At 58.7% G+C, this 16,689-nt stretch carries 25 protein-coding genes; 12 read left to right on the top strand and 13 right to left on the bottom strand.

Annotation, left to right across the window (positions count from 1 at the left end; all coding sequences use genetic code 11):
• Positions 1-12 precede the first annotated feature (12 nt).
• The 13 genes from RCI20_RS00700 to RCI20_RS00640 all read right to left on the bottom strand — a co-directional run bounded on the left by RCI20_RS00700 (position 13) and on the right by RCI20_RS00640 (position 8,924).
• Positions 13-1,554 carry a DUF935 domain-containing protein gene (locus RCI20_RS00700; protein WP_306602534.1) on the bottom strand — a complete coding sequence of 514 codons (1,542 nt, stop codon included), beginning with the start codon at positions 1,552-1,554 and terminating at the stop codon, positions 13-15.
• Positions 1,547-3,307: a phage terminase large subunit gene (gene terL / locus RCI20_RS00695; protein WP_306602533.1), complete on the bottom strand. Its 1,761-nt coding sequence runs from the start codon at positions 3,305-3,307 to the stop codon at positions 1,547-1,549. The genes RCI20_RS00700 and terL overlap by 8 nt, the downstream gene beginning before the upstream one ends.
• Positions 3,300-3,794, bottom strand: coding sequence for a DUF1804 family protein (locus RCI20_RS00690; protein WP_306602532.1), 495 nt, complete (start codon positions 3,792-3,794; stop codon positions 3,300-3,302). The genes terL and RCI20_RS00690 overlap by 8 nt, the downstream gene beginning before the upstream one ends.
• A 2-nt stretch (positions 3,795-3,796) precedes the next feature.
• Positions 3,797-4,189 (bottom strand): hypothetical protein, encoded by a 393-nt coding sequence (locus RCI20_RS00685; RefSeq protein ID WP_306602531.1) that lies wholly within the window; start codon positions 4,187-4,189, stop codon positions 3,797-3,799.
• Complete coding sequence (locus RCI20_RS00680) at positions 4,186-4,734, bottom strand: lysis system i-spanin subunit Rz (protein ID WP_306602530.1); 549 nt, start codon at positions 4,732-4,734, stop codon at positions 4,186-4,188. Before RCI20_RS00680 ends, RCI20_RS00685 begins: the two co-directional genes overlap by 4 nt.
• A complete protein-coding gene (locus tag RCI20_RS00675; protein ID WP_306602529.1) occupies positions 4,731-5,357 on the bottom strand; it encodes a transglycosylase SLT domain-containing protein in 627 nt (208 codons plus the stop codon). Before RCI20_RS00675 ends, RCI20_RS00680 begins: the two co-directional genes overlap by 4 nt.
• Complete coding sequence (locus RCI20_RS00670; protein ID WP_306602528.1) at positions 5,354-5,551, bottom strand: hypothetical protein; 198 nt, start codon at positions 5,549-5,551, stop codon at positions 5,354-5,356. Before RCI20_RS00670 ends, RCI20_RS00675 begins: the two co-directional genes overlap by 4 nt.
• Entirely contained in the window at positions 5,551-5,910 is a 360-nt protein-coding gene (locus RCI20_RS00665; protein WP_306602527.1) for a putative holin, read from the bottom strand. The genes RCI20_RS00670 and RCI20_RS00665 overlap by 1 nt, the downstream gene beginning before the upstream one ends.
• Positions 5,911-6,002: 92 nt before the next feature.
• The gene (locus RCI20_RS00660) at positions 6,003-6,611 is read right to left on the bottom strand and encodes a hypothetical protein (protein ID WP_306602525.1); all 609 of its coding nucleotides are present in this window, start codon (positions 6,609-6,611) and stop codon (positions 6,003-6,005) included.
• A 10-nt stretch (positions 6,612-6,621) separates the two neighbouring features.
• Positions 6,622-7,575, bottom strand: a complete 954-nt coding sequence (locus tag RCI20_RS00655) for a hypothetical protein (protein ID WP_306602524.1) — start codon at positions 7,573-7,575, stop codon at positions 6,622-6,624.
• Between the two features lie 48 nt (positions 7,576-7,623).
• Positions 7,624-7,788 carry a helix-turn-helix transcriptional regulator gene (locus RCI20_RS00650; protein ID WP_306602523.1) on the bottom strand — a complete coding sequence of 55 codons (165 nt, stop codon included), beginning with the start codon at positions 7,786-7,788 and terminating at the stop codon, positions 7,624-7,626.
• Positions 7,789-7,856: 68 nt separating this feature from the next.
• On the bottom strand, positions 7,857-8,351 hold the full coding sequence (locus tag RCI20_RS00645; protein WP_306602522.1) for a hypothetical protein: 495 nt from the start codon (positions 8,349-8,351) through the stop codon (positions 7,857-7,859).
• 87 nt (positions 8,352-8,438) lie between these two features.
• Complete coding sequence (locus RCI20_RS00640) at positions 8,439-8,924, bottom strand: helix-turn-helix domain-containing protein (RefSeq protein WP_306602521.1); 486 nt, start codon at positions 8,922-8,924, stop codon at positions 8,439-8,441.
• Positions 8,925-9,021: 97 nt separating this feature from the next.
• On the opposite strand from RCI20_RS00640, the gene RCI20_RS00635 reads away from it, so the two are divergent.
• From RCI20_RS00635 to RCI20_RS00580, 12 genes are all read left to right on the top strand, one after another.
• Entirely contained in the window at positions 9,022-9,258 is a 237-nt protein-coding gene (locus tag RCI20_RS00635) for a helix-turn-helix domain-containing protein (protein ID WP_306602519.1), read from the top strand.
• 10 nt (positions 9,259-9,268) lie between these two features.
• Positions 9,269-10,618 carry an H-NS family nucleoid-associated regulatory protein gene (locus RCI20_RS00630; RefSeq protein WP_306602518.1) on the top strand — a complete coding sequence of 450 codons (1,350 nt, stop codon included), beginning with the start codon at positions 9,269-9,271 and terminating at the stop codon, positions 10,616-10,618.
• Between the two features lie 3 nt (positions 10,619-10,621).
• Complete coding sequence (locus RCI20_RS00625; protein ID WP_306602517.1) at positions 10,622-12,283, top strand: Mu transposase C-terminal domain-containing protein; 1,662 nt, start codon at positions 10,622-10,624, stop codon at positions 12,281-12,283.
• Positions 12,284-12,293: 10 nt separating this feature from the next.
• A complete protein-coding gene (locus tag RCI20_RS00620; protein ID WP_306602516.1) occupies positions 12,294-13,238 on the top strand; it encodes an AAA family ATPase in 945 nt (314 codons plus the stop codon).
• A 9-nt stretch (positions 13,239-13,247) separates the two neighbouring features.
• The gene (locus RCI20_RS00615; RefSeq protein ID WP_306602515.1) at positions 13,248-13,562 is read left to right on the top strand and encodes a hypothetical protein; all 315 of its coding nucleotides are present in this window, start codon (positions 13,248-13,250) and stop codon (positions 13,560-13,562) included.
• A 20-nt stretch (positions 13,563-13,582) separates the two neighbouring features.
• Positions 13,583-14,200, top strand: a complete 618-nt coding sequence (locus RCI20_RS00610; RefSeq protein ID WP_306602514.1) for a DUF3164 family protein — start codon at positions 13,583-13,585, stop codon at positions 14,198-14,200.
• Between the two features lies 1 nt (position 14,201).
• On the top strand, positions 14,202-14,528 hold the full coding sequence (locus RCI20_RS00605; RefSeq protein ID WP_306602512.1) for a hypothetical protein: 327 nt from the start codon (positions 14,202-14,204) through the stop codon (positions 14,526-14,528).
• Positions 14,521-15,219: a DUF2786 domain-containing protein gene (locus tag RCI20_RS00600; protein WP_306602511.1), complete on the top strand. Its 699-nt coding sequence runs from the start codon at positions 14,521-14,523 to the stop codon at positions 15,217-15,219. The genes RCI20_RS00605 and RCI20_RS00600 overlap by 8 nt, the downstream gene beginning before the upstream one ends.
• Positions 15,219-15,437: a hypothetical protein gene (locus RCI20_RS00595; RefSeq protein WP_306602510.1), complete on the top strand. Its 219-nt coding sequence runs from the start codon at positions 15,219-15,221 to the stop codon at positions 15,435-15,437. Before RCI20_RS00600 ends, RCI20_RS00595 begins: the two co-directional genes overlap by 1 nt.
• Positions 15,425-15,880 carry a regulatory protein GemA gene (locus RCI20_RS00590; RefSeq protein ID WP_306602509.1) on the top strand — a complete coding sequence of 152 codons (456 nt, stop codon included), beginning with the start codon at positions 15,425-15,427 and terminating at the stop codon, positions 15,878-15,880. Before RCI20_RS00595 ends, RCI20_RS00590 begins: the two co-directional genes overlap by 13 nt.
• Before the next feature lie 2 nt (positions 15,881-15,882).
• Positions 15,883-16,299 (top strand): hypothetical protein, encoded by a 417-nt coding sequence (locus RCI20_RS00585; RefSeq protein ID WP_306602507.1) that lies wholly within the window; start codon positions 15,883-15,885, stop codon positions 16,297-16,299.
• Between the two features lie 85 nt (positions 16,300-16,384).
• A complete protein-coding gene (locus tag RCI20_RS00580; protein WP_306602506.1) occupies positions 16,385-16,561 on the top strand; it encodes a DUF3606 domain-containing protein in 177 nt (58 codons plus the stop codon).
• Positions 16,562-16,689: the final 128 nt, after the last annotated feature.

Genomic DNA, 16,689 nt, shown 5'->3' with positions numbered 1-16,689 from the left:
TTTCCACTTTGCTTACTCCTGATTGACTTCATATCGGCCGGCAAGATGCGCGGCCATCATGCCGCTGGCGATGGCTTCGGTCCATTTGGGATCGGCGCGCAGGGCGTCTATTTTTTCCTGGGCGTCGTCGAAGCTGCCGGCCTCGGCGACGATGGCGGAAATCTGTTGAATGAGCTGCTGCTCGAACGGCGCGCAGAGTGCGGCCAGTTGAGCGCTGTAGGCAGCAGAGAGGTCCGGCGAGGTCAGCGCAATACGTGATAACGCGGTTTCGCCAGCTGGTACGACCGGTTCCTTTTTGTTGGCCGTGAGCAGCTTGGCACCCTCTTTGGCGCGGGGAATCTGGGTGATTTCGTGCGCATAGTCGACGTCGATTTCCATACCCATGCTGGCTCCCTTTTCCAGGACGTCGACCATTTTTGCCTGGTCTGGGCTTTCCTCCGTCAAGTACGTGAAATCCGGGATTCTGTCTTCCGGGAACATACCGTTGAGCAAGGCAATCGGCTTGACCAGCAGCCCTTTCATGGTCGGTCGAACCTGCGATACATCGTGCAGCATGATCTTGCGTTCGCCGCGTTCGTGAACATTGCCTAGCGCGTTGGTACTGCTTTTTCCATCGGCCTGAGTCGTTAGTGTCCCGCCATTGATGGCGATTGATTGCTTACGCTCCCAGTAAGCGATGGCATTCAGAAAGTCGTCGACCGTGCCGGACTTGGTGGCCTGAACAAAGTCAATGATCATGTTTGACGGCACCACGCCAGCCCCATCGTTACCGATGTTTCGCACAGCGCGCAGCAGCTCGTTGCGTTGTTTTTCCGAAATGCCTGCCGGGTACTTACCAAGTCGCAGTGGTAAGCCGTATTTCTCCAGGAATTTCTGCATATCCAGCGCATTGAACGACTTGTACGCTGAGGCCCAGCCAACGACGCGGAACAGTGCAGCCTGCTCGATATAGCCTGACAATGCCTTGTGTTGATGGATGATCCAGCCACCTTCACGCAAAGGTTCTGGCATGCCGAGCTTCACATACTGCAGTTGCCCTGTTTTTGGATCGATTTGAAACTCGGTTTGCGGAACCCAGATGAATTCCTTTGGACGCCATGTGCTACCGGTCTGCCAGTCGATTTCATGGCAGGCCAGCCCTTTACCGATACCATCGGTCTGGTCGTAATGAAAACCCTCGAAGTTCGGCGTCGACCGCACAATATCTTCCAGTTCGGCTGACCGGTCGATTTCGCTTTGGCTGGCATCGTCCCTGGGCGTCAGTTGCCAGCCCAATCCAGTCACATTCTGACGGCGCTTCGCCATCGCCGAGAAGACGTGCGGATCGCCTTGCTCAATCAGATTGAACAGCCGCGCCTGGTCGGTGATGTAGCCTTGATCGGCCTGCTGGAAAGCAGCGGCCAAAACGGAGGGATCAATCGTTTGAACCGACAAATAGTTTGAGGTGCTACCTTGCGTCGTGCGCGGACCGGCCTGCAGGGCGCCCTTTGTGGCCTTGATGCCAGCATTGACGGTATCGCGCAGGGCCGCGCGCATCTTTTGAAAATTAATCATCGTCATCCCAATCGTCGTTATCCGGGTTGTAAGTGCGGCTGGTGCGCTGGTCGCGGCGCGATGCGGCGGCCGAGTGATAGGCCCAGTCGCCCGCGAACTGCGTCGCCAGCTTCCACAGCTTTTCCAGCGCATCCGGCCCGTCATCGTGGTCGGCCTCGGGCCAGAATTTCAACTGCTCTTTCATCAAGGTTTGCGAGTTGTGCAGGCGGATTTTTCCGTTGCCGACGTGCGGCTGCATGCTGATGATTCGAAGCTCTTTCTCAACGTCTTCCGGCATAGGAATGCCGGGGAAGGCAACGCCGGCCAAGGCCGACCGCTTGAGCAGTTCCGTATACATGAACTCCTGAAACTGCACGGTTTCCACGCCCCAGGCGAGGCAATCGTATTCCTGCTGGTATTCAACTGCGCGGCTAATGATCAAGTCCGGTACACGCCACGCAATATCGGCCTCGACAACATCGAGCGTCATCGTTTCACGGTTGAGACCACCGACAAGAATTGCCGAAGGATCGCGTTTCCGGTTTTTTCTGCCCAGGCTGGGGTCAATCGCGCCGAACATCAGCCAGTCGCTTCGGCGATCTACCCAGAACTGGATGTTCTTGAACGGGGCCGTGTCATCGTTGCCGGCTTCGTTCTGTTGTTCCTGGTTGAACGCATCATGATCTGTTGCCCGCATGCACATGAGGCGATACAGCGGGCGCACCTCCGGCCAGGACACGACAGCGCCGGCATCCATCAATTCCTTGTTGGCCTGGTAGAAAGCCAGCGCCTCGGCCTCGGCCGCTTCCTGTGCGCCATCATCGTCGCTGGCCGAGGCCGATGTGTAGATGCCTTCCCACTTCTCCCACAAGTCCATGCGATCCGGCCACTGCATGATCGACTTGAAGACCTTGCGGCGCCAGCCGGGCTTGCGGGAAACGCGGTTGATCGCAGCGTCGTAATGCAGACTGGTGCCCGGCCAGAACACGTCCATGCCGCCCGATGGGCCAGCGAGGCCGATAACTGCCTTCAGGACGAAGGCTTCGACCTTGTCGCGCTGATCCTTGTCGCGCACGTTCTCATCGTTTTCCAGGTCATCGAGAAAGACCAGGTCAGGACGATGGGGGCCGTTCTTCATGCCGCGCATCTTCTTGCCGGTGCCGCCCGTGCGAATCTTGATCCCGTTGGCGGTGACAATCGTTGTCGCCTGCCAGATACGGCCTTGGCCGACTGCCTTGGGAAAGTCCGCTGCCAGGCGTGGATTGCTATCCAGTTCGGCCTTGATGGCCTCCAGCATTTCTGCCGCTTGCTCCAGCGTGTTCATGGTGACCACGATCATCCACTTGCGCGCCTTCTTGCTGGCGTGTGGCACCAGCTCGGCCAGGTAGTTCGCCCGGCCGATGCACCACAGCGCACCGAGCTGGGTTTCGTAGGTGGACTTCGCCTCGCCGCGTGGGGCCTCATGCACTTCGCGCCCGTCAGCTTGGCCGTCGATAACTTCCGGAAAGCGTTTGAAGATGAATTGCTGGAACAGCGAGAAATGGGGCGTCGGGACGTAGTGCGGGAAATAGGTCTGACAGAAAAACTGATAGTCGACCACGGCCCGCTCGCGGCGCGCCTTGCTGGCGGCCGGGTCGATTGGGAAGGACTCGCACTCGAGTTCGATGGTCTGGCGCAGTTCTTCCGACAGCGCCTCCATGCGCTGCTGGAAGTCGCGCAGATTCGCAACCTCGGTCAGGTCTTCGTAGTCGTCAGACCAGTCGAACTCAGGCATACCGCTTACCCAGAATCCCGCCAATATCTTCAACGTGCGGCTGCAGCGCCCGTAGCGCGGCCGGGTCGTTCTTCTTCAGGTATTCCGCAATCACCTTGAGCGTGTCGAGCGCCACAGACAGCCCGGAAAACTGCGGATTCAAGCGGCCGAATGCCTTGCTGAACTTGGCGTAGCCATCGGCCAATTGGGCCAGCAGTGCGGCCTTGTCGCTGGCGGGAATCTTGGCTTCTTCAAGCTCCCGCGTGGTGGTGATGACCTGGCGGGCGAAATCTTCGACGAGCTGCTTGTTTAGTTCGTCCATGCCCTGGTCGCTGATGCGGTAGGCGGCGCGGGCCGTGTCCCAATCGTCGCCCTTGGCCTTGGCGATGCGCTTCCACTCGCGGGCGGTGTCATAGCTCACACCGCAGGTGATGGCGGCACCGTTCAGCGGCATGGCCTCGATGTAGAGCTGCCGGACGCGTTCGCGGGTTTCTTGACTGTGGGCCATGATCAGAGGCGCTTGATGACTTCAACAGCCGCCGCTGCCAGGGCGCCACCGATACCGCCGCCGACTGCGCCAAGCTGTGCCGTTTTCGCGATCAGTTTTTTATCCTCGGCCTCAAGCGTCGAGACACGTGTACCGAGGCCGTCGATGCGCTTGCTAACGCTGCTTTCGATCGTGTCGATACGCTTGTTCACATCGTCTCGGACCTGACCAATCTGCCCGGACAGGTTCTCTTCGATCCGCGTCATACGTTCACTTTGTGCTGCTTCGAGCCGCCGGATATCGCCCTTGATGTCTTCGATGCGAGCCGTCAGGCCTTGGTGCATCGCATTCACCGCGCCGGTCAGTTGCCCAATGCTGTGCATTACCTGGGCGTTGTCGTTTTTGATCTCGTTCACTTTCTTGCTCCCTGGTTTAAGTATTCGCAGGCCGCGATGACGGCTTGCGCGGCGTTCAGTTGATGGACGACGTCGTCGGCTTCGCTGGCGAGGTCGACAAGAAATTCAGCAGCCGCTGGCGAAAGTTCGCCGTGCGTTTCACCATCACATCGGCCGGCGCTGGACTCGCCTTCGCCGGCTGCACCTCCACCGGCTGTTTCGCGGCTGGCAAGTTCGATGCGCAGGCGCAGAGCGCCAGAACGCAGGTCAGCGATAGTGCGGTCGCGAGTCGCTTTTTCATGTTGCAGGTTCTCCTGATAGGTGGCTGATGCTTTCGCAAGGGCTGCGGCATGGCCCTGTTCTGCCTGACGGGCTTCGGCAGTCAGTTCGAGAATGCGGGCGTTGGCGGCGGTCAGTTCGGCGTTTTCACGCTGCTGCCAGGTAGTGCGCTCAGCCTTCTTGCCTTGCTCGAACTGCACCAGACCGTAGCCGTAAATCGCAAAACCCAGCCCGGCGAACAAGACAAGGATCAGTACGATGGGAATCCAAACGGGAATGACTTTCACAGTGCAATCCCCCGGCCCCAACCCAGATAGCGCGGCTGAATCAACAACATGATCCGGCGCGGGTAATCCAGGTTTTCTCCGCAGTGCAATGGGTGCCGCTTGGCCTTGCCGCAGGCTGCGTCGATAGCGGCCCTGTCGGTAGCCGGGCGAGCCTTTGCGGCTTCGGTTTGCCAGTGACCCAGCCCGCCGTTGTAGCTGCGTAGCGCCGCCCACCAGCGGTCGAACTCGGATTGACCGCGCACCCGCTGGTATAGCCACAGGTCGTAGCCGATCAGCGCCCGCATGGCCCAGACCGGGTTGTTTGGCTGGCACGATTCGGCATCTTGACCGTGCAGCTCGCACCACCACTTAGCCGTTTCCGGCATGAACTGCGCCATGCCCCGCGCACCGACACGGGAGATGGCCTGCGGGTTCCAGCCGCTTTCCTGGTGTATCTGGGCCGCGAACAACGCCACAGGGGCATCCAGGCCGGCCTGGGCATGAGCGATCCGAACGAGGTCCGCCCGGTGCTTTGCCGCCACGCCAGACACGGTTTGTGCGATGGCGGCCAGACTGACCAGCCAGAGCAGGCACAGCACCGGCAATACCCGGCCGGCACGGCGCAGAATGAGTCTTGGATTCATGATTTCAACCCTCGCAGGCTGACCAACCGGGCCGCGTATTCGTCACGCAGGCGCTTGGCGTCTTCCGACAGCAGGTAGGGGCCGTGATTGGCCGCTGCCGCCTTCAGCGCGTCCTCGCTGTATACCTTGGCAATCTCTTTCGAGAAATTGGCCGCGTGCACCGACGATATGTGGGGATTGGTCAGAACAGCCATTAGGCACCGAGGCCGATGGCAAGCATGGCGCATCCGACGATGATCGCGCGCCGCAGCATTGCCATGGCAAACACGAAACCATCGCCGCTAGCGACTTCGAACGGGATCAGCTTGCAATCGCCCTGCAGGTCGATATCGCAGGCCTCGGCATCATCGACGGGGTCGATATGTTCGATAAACGCATCCGGGCGGGCGTAGGGAAAAATGCTGCGGTCAAGCCAGTAACCGACGACGCCGGCCATGGTGATCAGCGAGAGCTTGTACAGGCTGACGGGGATTTGCTGCGGGTAGAACAGGCCGATAACGGCAAGCAGCATGAGGGTGGCGACGAGCCACCAGAACAGGCGGGGGAACTGCATTTTGCAACCTCCAAAGGATCGTCAAAGGGACGATTGGAGGTTACGCAATAGGGTTACATGGGGTTAGGCTGGAAACGTTTCCTGCTGATCCACTACAGCGGAGTCGTTCCATTTTTAGGCCAATCCTTAACGCGGTTCAATTTGCCTATTTCAGAAACAGCGTTATCTTCCGGCGAAGACTTTGCTTCTTGGAAAAGTTCTGTCATTTGCTTGTTCTGGCTTTTTTCGCGCTCACGTAACCGCAAGGTAGAACGAAACTCTCGTAACTCTTCTTGCCAATACGCATGCAGCACGATGCTGTAAACCGATAGACCTGACGCCATTCCAGCGAAGACCATTATGGCGTGATAGACCGGCACCTTGGCATCAACCAACGCTGCTGGTATCAACACCACAATCACGAAACAGAAGTTGAGCATCGACCATAACCAAATCCTGCGAACGGATCGCTTGCACTTGGACTCCAGCCTTTGGTGCTCAGCTAATGACAGAGATGGAGCTTCAGTGATGTCGCCGATTTTGGTAGCAAAGGTCAGTAAAGTTACCCAAGCACTTCCAATTAGTACCGCGAGCAGCTTGGAAACCGACCCGAATAGCGGATACGTCCCGAATAGCGTGAGCGCATACCCGAACCCGCCACCGACAAGCAGCGCGAGAACGGGAAGCGCCTTTATCCACGCATTTCCAGGAGTTAGCTTCATTGTTTTTCACCTACAGTTGCCCAGTATTGGCTAAGGATTTTAACCAGCCATACATTGACTCGAATACGCTGGAAACGTTCGGCACCCCATCGGTCGCATCCATGGAAAGGGACGTTATCAACCGTAGTCGATCATGGGCGATTTTTTGCCCATTGGCTAGAACCAGATCTGTATCGACCCCCTCTACATGGCGCAACGCGACAGCCAAATTGTCGAGCAGTTTCTGGGCTTCGGTCGTGGTATCACGTTTGAACGTCAGTTCGAGTTTTGCCTCCAAGTTTCCATCCAGTCCATCCAGCCAACGAAACTGTTGGCCGCCTAGAGTAGCCTTCACGGCATCGAGCATCGGCCCCGCTAATTTGACACTTTGTCGATCCACTTTGTCTGTCGATAGTCCCTCTTGGTCGGCCGATATTAGCGAGCCACCAATAAACACCGATTTCACGTGGTTAGTGCGGATCAGTTGCTCAACATCCCTGGGAGCCCTATCGGACAGCGTAACAATGACCGGTGATGCTACGTTTTGGGTTAACAGCCAAGTCAGATGATGTTCCAATTGAATTGACCGAACAGTAGTTGATTGGGCAAAAACCACATAATTTTCCCGAATCATAAAATAAAGCAATCCCTCGACCCAGTCCTGTGGCGTGCCGGTAACATCGTCATCCGGTGCCGAAAAATGGGATATCGATAGTTGCTTGGCAGACATATCCTTGATGAGTGCAGCAGCTTTTGAGCCAGGCTCATAGGCCAACAGAACTCCCGCCAGTGCACCTTTATAGGTGTAGCTTTGCGCAATGACACGGGATCGCCCGACAGAGCCACTGCGATTGGATACACGTTCTAGACGATCTGCCGCTTGCTCACGTATCGCTAACTCTGCTGCAACTGCTGCTTGTAGACTTCCTTTTAGCTTTGGAACTTGAGCAATTTTGCAATGAACTGTTTTGTGAATTTTTGCCACAGTCTAGCTCTCTATCATGGTAAGAAGTTTTTAACTCGACTAGCATCGTCAGCCGTTTCGCAACCATTTCACTAATGCTTCGACATCCTCTTCTGCTCCATACGCAATCTGCAGCGCCCAGCCAACCTGAACGGGCATATTCCGTCCGGACTCGTAGCGACTGCCGACCGACTGTGTAATGCCTACGCGGGACCAGAAATCGGTTTGGTTCATGTTCAGGCTCTTGCGCAGATCGCGTGCAGATTGACCGTATGGACAGAGTGGTTTTGGCGGTTTCATTCTTAAGAAGCTTTCAGCTTGGCTGCAGCCTCGTCGCCAAGCGCGCAACCTCGTTCAACGTACCGCTTCAGTTCAACGCGCGACAAGGAAAAAACCTGGCAATCGCAACTCATTTGCGTGCAGTTCCAAGGTACGTTGTCGCTATTCCAAAATGGGTCACTGGCCAGCAAAGTTTTTTGCTCAGCGCTATGCCCTGGGCACTTGCCTTTGAGTTGCCAGAACGGGCGCAAGTGCTTTATTTCGTTCATCTGTCCCAGCCGATAGAGCGCCATGTGTCTCGAGCGTAACTTGTCGTAAACATGCCCAGCCATCTGTGGTGCCTGAGGCATGCATTCTTGGAGAACTGGCGTGCAGACACTGTAGCCCTTCTGGAACACATTGGCGATTTCGGATTCCCTGGCAAGCAGCGGGGCCGGATCAACACCCGCCAAGTTCGCCACCCAAATTAGCTGGCTAGAGAAAGAATGCTCAGGAAGATCAACGGGCATGTCGGGCATCTCATCATTTCCCAAAAATATGCATGTGCATGTGCAGGTGAAGGGTTTGGATGACGACTGAACCTGGTCCGGTGTTTCCAGTGACCGTCATTTGTTTCCCAAGGTGTTGTTGTCGCCGGTGATGGTCACGGCCTTCTTTCCCCGGTTTTTGATCTTGTTGGCTGCTGCTTGGGCACCGTCACCGTTGGCAGTCACGGTGGTTTGGGTCTGGGCTTGTTCAGCAACCTTTTCCTTGATCTTCTTCTGTACCGCGACCGGGCCTGACTCGGTCAGCATGAATGCCAAGGCCCGCCGTTTTGTTGTCGCATCAAGAGCGCGATAGCCCTCCAGAAGCAATTGCTCATCAGGCGCGGTCACGCTGCTTGAACGGATTCCCGTGAGTATGTATTGAACATCAGCTCCCGCACGGGCAAAGAGAAACAGCACATCGCCGCCCATTGCCGCCTTGGCGCGTTCGTACTTCCCCCACATCTCGCGACTGACCCCACACGCCGCCCCGGCCTGCTCCTGGCCAAGTTTCAGACGCTTTCTTTCCTCGGCAATACGAGGGGAGCAAAGAGAACAAAAATCCATATACGTCCATTGACAGAGAGAACAATAGTTCCCATAATTGAAACAAATTGAACGAACTTAAATTCTCAATCCAGCTTTGCCTAAGGAGTGAAACAAAGTGAAAGAAAACGAAAGGCTAGCACAAGTGAATGGGCGGATAAAGCTCGCTGGCATCTCCCAGTCCGACATTGCCCGTCGTTTGGAAGTGCCTGAATCGACCGTCAGCAAGGTGCTCACAGGAAAAATGCCGGGCAAGCGTGGCAACGCTCGCAAGGTTGCCGTGGCGCTTGGAATTGTCGATGGACGGCTTGATGTGACGCTCGACGATGTTCTTGTTGGTTTGAAAGCAGCCTGAGGGGAATTAAATGAGCACAGAAATCAAATACTGCCACCCGAACATGAGTGACCTGCAATGGTCCGGCAAGGGGCGTCAGCCGAAGTGGGTTGAGGCTTATCTTGCCAATGGTGGGTCACTGGTCAGCCTTGAAGTTGCCGTTCAGGACAGAGATGAGCTACGCCACCTCGAAGACTCCCTTGGTGCAGCCGAGATGGAGTCGCCTGAAATTGACCTCGGCATTGGCGAGGCTAGCAAGCCCCGCTTTGGTTCTACGCTCTACGCTCAGCGCATCGTCGCTGGGCAGGCTGAAATGCCGGCTGTGGTCGATGCCGAGTTACAGCGGGCCATTGATATCGCTGCCGAACAGCAAATCTTGGTGCGCCAGGATGCCGATGGCGCCGCAAACCCCGTCAGCCCCATGTTGGTCACCGACCCCCTCGAACCCGGCCAGCAGCAACTTGAGGTGTGCTTGCGGGAGTTTGGCTTTCAGGCCCTGACCGCCGATGAGTTTATTCAGGTCGGCATTGATGAACTCAACCAGGCCACGATCCGCGCCTGTCGTGCAGGTGTGGCCTTCTGGGCAGCACAAGAAGCCGTGAAAAATACCGAGTCCGCCGAGCGGACTCCGGAATTTAAGGACTGGATCGCTGATGCAGGACTGACAAAGCAGCGCGTCTACGAGTGCATTGCCATCGCCAAGTTCTATTCACGCCTGCCCGAAGAGAACCGCGCCAAGGCGCTAACCATCGGCAAGAAAAATGCCCTGCTGCTGGCCTCGCTGCCCCAAGAAGTGATTGACCAAGCCGCCGAGTCTGGCAACGACTTGATCGGCAAGGCCGACATGATGACGGTGGCCCAGTTGAAGGAAGAAATCCGCCTTCTGCAGCGGCGGGAGAAGAACTACGAAGCCGAGCTGGAGCGGGCCAGCAACCAGGTCAAGCGGCTCTCTGAGGCAAAGAAGCGCACCACGGATTTTCTGCTGCGCACTGAAGAACTGCGTGAAGAGTGCATGGCCCTGCAATTCGGCGCTGAACTGCATTTGAACAGCCTTAAAAAGCTGTTTGTAGAAACCGAAGTGGTGAGCGCAGAAGGCGCGTTCCAGGTTGAAACCATCTGGATTGTTGCCAATACCCTGGCTGCCCGGGCGCTGGACCTGGTCGGGTTCATCGAAGATCAATTCCCTAACAGCTTGCCGGAACGCCCCATGACCAAGCACATGCTGAACCCGGACGAAGCTGCCCGCTGGCTGTGCGACTACCCCCTGATCGAAAACCGCTTTGCCGCCGAGCAGGCCATGCGTCAGGAAAAGCGCGATGCCGCCAAGTCAAAGGGTCCGGGGCGTCCCAAGGGCTCTGCCAACAAGGCAGACGGAGCCTAAGCCATGGCCCGCGCACAAATGCTCAAACGCATTGAGCCTGCCACCGGTGGGGGGGCGGTTGTGATGCCCACCGCCAAGGTGCTGGCCCTGCGCAGTCGAGACCCCTGGCGTGAAGCCACCGAACGGGCTCGGCAAGTAGCCCTGTACCGGGAAGGGGTGGTGCTTTATGTCCGTGCCCTGACCGATACCGGCGTGACTCAAAACAACGCGGTCGGGCTGCTGCTGGAGCGTGGCGCGGCCGACGTGTTGCCTGCCCACGTCAGCACCATGCTGGCTGGTGCTGCCAAAGCGGGCCGTCCTGCGCCCTCCCGCTCGGCTATTTGCGAGTGGTGCGCCCAATACCGCGAGGGCGGCGTTACCGCCTTGCTGCCCGACCACAAGGGCCGGGTGGTGGAAGCCGCCGGATGGTGGGGCCCCGCCCTGGAATATTTCAATGCACCCAGCAAGCCGGACATGGCGGCGGTGCACAAACAGTTGGTCGAGGTCGACAGGTTTGCCATCAGCTACGACCAGGTTCGCAATTACCTATCAGGAGTCCCCGCCATGCTCGGACGCAACAGCCCGGTCCGCTTGGGGAAAAACCTCTACAGGCTCTCCCAGAAAGCCTACATCCGCCGCTCCACCGAGAACGCCCTGGCCGGTGACGTGTATGTGGCCGACGGCTACCGCGCCGACGTGTATCTGGCTCACCCGGTGACCGGTGATATCTGGCGCCCGGAACTGACGGTGGCAATGGATATGAAGAGCCGTGTGATTGTCGGCTGGCGGGCCGACGAACACGAAGGCACCTACGCCGTGCAGAACATGTGGGCCGAATGCTTCGCCCGCTGGAACCATGTGCCGCCACTGCTCTATGTCGACAACGGCTCCGGCTACAAGAACATGCTGATGAGCGACGAGGTGGTCGGTTTCTACGCCCGCGCCGGGGTTCAGGAGGTGATTCACGCCATCCCCGGCAACCCGCACGGCAAGGGCTGGATCGAACGCTTCTTCCGCACCGCCAAGGAAGATTTCCTGAAGATGTGGATGCCGGAGTTCTACTGCGGCGACGACATGGCGCCCGAGGTGTTGCAGCGCACGGTGCGCGAAATCAAGGCCGGCCGGCTGGCGCTGCCCACGCTGGATCAGTTCGTTGCTGCCTTCAATGCCTGGCTGGATCGCTACCACCTGCGCCCGCATCCGGAAAACAAGTACGTCACGCGGGCGGCGCTGTGGTCGGAACTGGTACCCATTCCGCCGCATGCCTGTGTGACCGAGCTGAAGCGTCAAGCCGTGCTGCTCACGGTGACCAAGGCCCAGGTCAAGCACGGCAAACGTTTCTACAAGCACCCGGACCTGCATTCCTTCAACGGCGAAAAGCTGCTGCTGGAGTACGACCTGATGGATGACCGGGTAGGCGTGATGCGCACCCAGACCGGACGCTGGATTTGTGATGCCAACCTGGTCACCAACATGGACGCCATCGCACCGAACCGACTGGAAGAAAAGCGCATGGCCCGCGCCAGCGATGCCATGAAGCGCCTGCAAACCAAGATGAACGAACAACAGGCCCGCGCCGGGCTGGTCATTGATGCCGATGCAATGGCAGATGGCGCGGCGCTGGAAGGCACCGCTACCCGCCTGCTGAGTGATACCAGCGGCGACGAAATAAACATTTTTGACTGAGGGGAAAAACGTGACAGAACAAATGCACTGGCCCGCCCATTACAACGGAGCCGACCGCGAAATGATCGAAGCCACACTGAAGTGGATTCAAGAGCGCGACTATACCCAAGCTGGTCTGGCTCGCCTGGCCCGCATCAGCGCCAGCAGTTTGAACCAGATACTCAAGGGCACCTACGCCACCAGCCCGACCAAGCTGCTGGCTTCGGTTGAATCGGCCATGCGCCATGCCGACGAAACCAGCGGCCACGCCATGGCACCGGTGCAGACCAGCGTGTTCAAGCTGATGAACACGGCGTGCGACATGGCGCGGCGTTACCGCAATTTTGCGGTCATGACTGGCTTTGTCGGCACTGGCAAAACCTTCGCACTCAAGTACTACGTCAGCACGCACCCGAACACCTACTTTATCGAGGCGGCGCCGACGATGACGCAGGCCAGCTTGACCAAGCAGCTTTACCGGCTGGTTGTGGGCACCGGCAAGGGCAGCATCGCCGACAAGTTCGATGATCTGGTCGCCAGCCTCAAGAACACCGACGCCTTGCTGATCGTCGACGAAGCCGAGACGCTGACGCCGAACCAGTTGCACACCATCCGCCGCGTTCGAGACCTAGCTGGTATCGGCATCGTGCTGGCCGGTACCGAACACCTGTCCGGCCTGATCAAGCCGCAGCACGGCCAGTTTGACCAGATTCGCAGCCGTACCGGCTTTTGGCCGGGCACCGTAACCGGCATCACCGCTGAGGATGCGGCCGCCCTGGTGCAGTCCGCATTCGGCGCCGAAGAGGTTGCCGATGACGTGATTGCCCGACTGTTCGCCTACTGCAAGGGCAGTGCCCGGATGCTGGTGGAGGGCCTGATTGCCGGCATCAAGGAATTCCGCAAGAACCGCCCGCTCGACGTGAAGTTGGTCGACGCGGTCGCCAAACAGGCCCTGTGCCTGCAATCCCTCGCTTAGGAGATCGCCATGCCGCTACAGCTTGTTGTCCCCGCTGCCCCGCTGACATCTGCCCCTGCCGTGCTGACGCCGGCTTTTCAGGACCGCCTGGCTTCACTCAATGCGGCTACCCGCGAACTGCGCGGCATGGGCCTGGCAGTGGTCTGGTCGAAGCTGGCCGGCCCGGTGCCACAGGCGCACATCCGGCGTCATGACGCCATGTCGCTTTCGCCGCTGCTGGACCGTATGGGGCCGCGCTCCTTCCGCCCTGATGGCGCTTGCGTTGTCGTCAGCGGCTTGTTCATGGGCATCCAGCTGAGCTGGGTCGAACCGAAACCGCAGTAACCCTTACCTCTGGAGAAATCATGCAAAACCAAACCATTCCCGCTGGCTACCGCAAAGACGCGCAAGGCCGGCTTGTGCCGGAGAGCTTGATCGGCCCGATTGATCGCATGCGCGATGATCTGGTGCTGGAGCTGGCCAAGGGGGCCGAGCAAGCGAGCGCGGACCTTGCCGCCTTCAAGCAGCGGGCCTTTGCCGACGTGGGCGCCTTTGTCTCGCTCAGCGCCGAGAAGTACGGGGTCAAGCGCGGTGGCAATAAGGGCAATGTCACGCTGCATAGCTTCGATGGTCGCTATCGTGTCAGCGTGGCCGTTGCCGACCGCATGGTGTTCGACGAGCGGCTGCAGGCGGCCAAGCACCTGATCGACGAATGCATCATCGACTGGAGCCAGGGTAGCCGTGACGAAATCAAGGCGCTTGTGCAGTCGGCCTTCGATACCGACAAGGAAGGCAAGATCAACGTCGGCCGCGTGCTGGCCCTGCGGCGCCTCGATATCAAAGATGAGAAGTGGCAGCGGGCAATGCAGGCCGTCTCAGAAAGCCTGCAGGTTGTGGGTAGTACGTCGTATGTTCGGTTTCACAAGCGCGTAGGTGAGACGGACAAGTACGAACCGATTCCCCTTGATGTGGCGGCGGTGTGACATGACGACCCGTTACGCATCGGAATTCGGCGCGTTTGAAATTTCGCCCATTCCAGGTCAGCCCCAACTCGCGCACTGCCACGGTTTTTTCATCGTGCCCGCTGGCCGTGGTAAAGGCCTCGGCACGCAGCAGAAGCTTGAACAGATGAGGCTGCTCGACGAATCGCTGTACGACTACGCCACTTGCACGGTCGACGCGGAAAATGCGGCCCAAAAGCGTGTGCTGACCAAAACCGGCTGGACGTTTCTCGTTGCTTTCGATAATCGCCGCACCGGCAAGAAGACGGAACTGTGGGGCTGGGAAATCGGAGGTGAAGATAATGGATAAGCGTAAAGCCATCGAGAAGATCAAGAAGTGCCTGGCGTTGTCAAAGAGCGCCAACGAGCACGAAGCTGCAGCGGCCCTTCGCCATGCGCAGAAGCTGATGGCGGAGTTCAAGGTTGCGGACCTGGACATCGAAGCCAGCCGGGCTAGTGACGCGAAGGCGAAATCGGGTGTGACTTCGACGCCGCCGCTTTGGGAAAACCTGCTGGCATCTGTGGTGGCTGAGTCGTTCGCCTGCAGGTTGGTTTTCGCACCCGGCTGGTCATCGCGACGGGCGGAATGGTTGTTCATCGGTTGTGGCGCATCACCAGAGATTGCGCAGTACGCTTTCCTGGTGCTGAGCCGCCAGTTGCGTGCCGCACGTGCTGAGTACATCCAGAAGACTCTGCGCCGCTGCAAGACGTCGACCAAGACACGCCGTGCCGATATGTTCTGCGAGGGCTGGGTACGGGCGGCGACGGCGCTGCTGCCGGCCCTGTCGTGCAGCGAATCGGAAACGCGTTCCATCTCGGCATTCGTTGCCGCCGAGTATGGCGAACTGGCGAAACTCGAAGCGCGGGACCGCAACGATGGTCGGAATCTGCGCGATCACGAACACCGGGACCGCTGGAATGGCCACTCTGCCGGGCGTGATGCTCAATTGAATCGCGGTGTTGGTGCAGATGTTGGCCCGCTTTCGCTGGGAGTCCGCTGATGAACGATATCGAATGGCTTGAAGCGCGGATTCGCACGCTTGAAAAGGATTTGCGCTTGGCCCAGCAGACGTTGCGCGATCAGTTCGCGATGGCGGCGCTGCCAGGAATACTTGCGTATCACGGCGTGGGCAATGACAAAGCTGGCCTAGATGCTGCGCTGCAAATGGCCTATGCGTACGCTGCCGTGGCACTGGAGGTACGCGAATGTCCGGTCTGAGCAAACACCTGCTGCAGCTCGTTGGCATCGCCAAAGGCTGGGCGCTGAAGAACCTGCCGGGCTGGTCGGATGATAGCCACCGCGATCTGCTCGCCCGGCACGGCGGCCGGCGCCAGGGTGACAAGGTATCGGCGCTGACCATGACGCTGCCGATGCTGTCGTCGGTGCTGGCCGACTACGAGCGCCGGGGCTGGCCGCGTGAGAAGCAGCCGCACAAGGCCGGCAACGGCCAGAAGCGTGCGGCGCCGCCGGACATTGCGCATATCGTGCGCCTGTGGGGCAAGCTCGGCGAGTCCGGCCGGATCGAGAACGCCAGCCGGCCCGCGCTACTCAAGTGGTGCGCCCGCCAGGTCGGCCACGACGTGCCCGACCTGGACAGCCTGACGCCGGAGGACGAGCGCCGGAACATCATCGAAGCCCTCAAGGGTTGGCAGCGGAGGTAGCGATGGACTGGCCCATGGTCGATACCGAACTGCTGTCCCTGCTGCCGCCGGTGCTGAAAGCCGTCGTCAAGGCGCTCGGCTACGTCCGGGCACGGGAATGGCTGGAGACGCGCGGCGGCGTCAACGTCAACATCCCGGTGCTGAAAGGTGAAGCCCTTGGCTTGAAGGCCGATGAAATGGCCCGCCTGCGCATCGTGCTGGCGGCGCATATGGATGCGGCCGGCCGGGTATCGATGCCGAAGGCCGACAAGCTGTGGCAGGTCGCGCGCAACGTTGCGATCTGCAAGACATCGACGCAATACAGCATCCGCGACCAGGCACTGGCATACCGGCTGACCGGTCGCCAGATCACAAACATCCGCCGCAACGGCGATACCGGCATCAACCCGGCCGGTGATGGGCAACTTGATCTGTTTTAATGTTACCGACATCCCTTGAAACCCTGAAAACCCACCCCATGTGCACACATGCAGCCATCGTGGCTGTATTTCCAGGAAACATTCAATGAGCGACAATCTCAAGATCAAGGGGCCACAGGACCCCCATACGATCAACCTCAATCAACCGCACGAAGTTGATTACTGGACCGAGAAGTTGGGCGTTACGGAGCAACAGCTCAGAAACGCCGTCGGTGCCGTTGGCAACTCTGTACAGAAGGTCGAGGATCACCTCAAACCGTAATCTGACTGCCACACACCTAGCCCGTTTCTCATGAAGCGGGTTTTTTTTCGCTTCATCACGCCCACGAATGCCGCGTAAAGCCGTTTGAAGACCATTTAAAAGCGCGTTGCATGGGCATCTCAGTGTCT

Source organism: Azonexus sp., from assembly GCF_030824335.1.
Classification (GTDB): domain Bacteria; phylum Pseudomonadota; class Gammaproteobacteria; order Burkholderiales; family Rhodocyclaceae; genus Azonexus.
The sequence above is the reverse complement of the archived record's forward strand: the minus strand, read 5'-3'. Positions and strand labels throughout refer to the sequence as shown.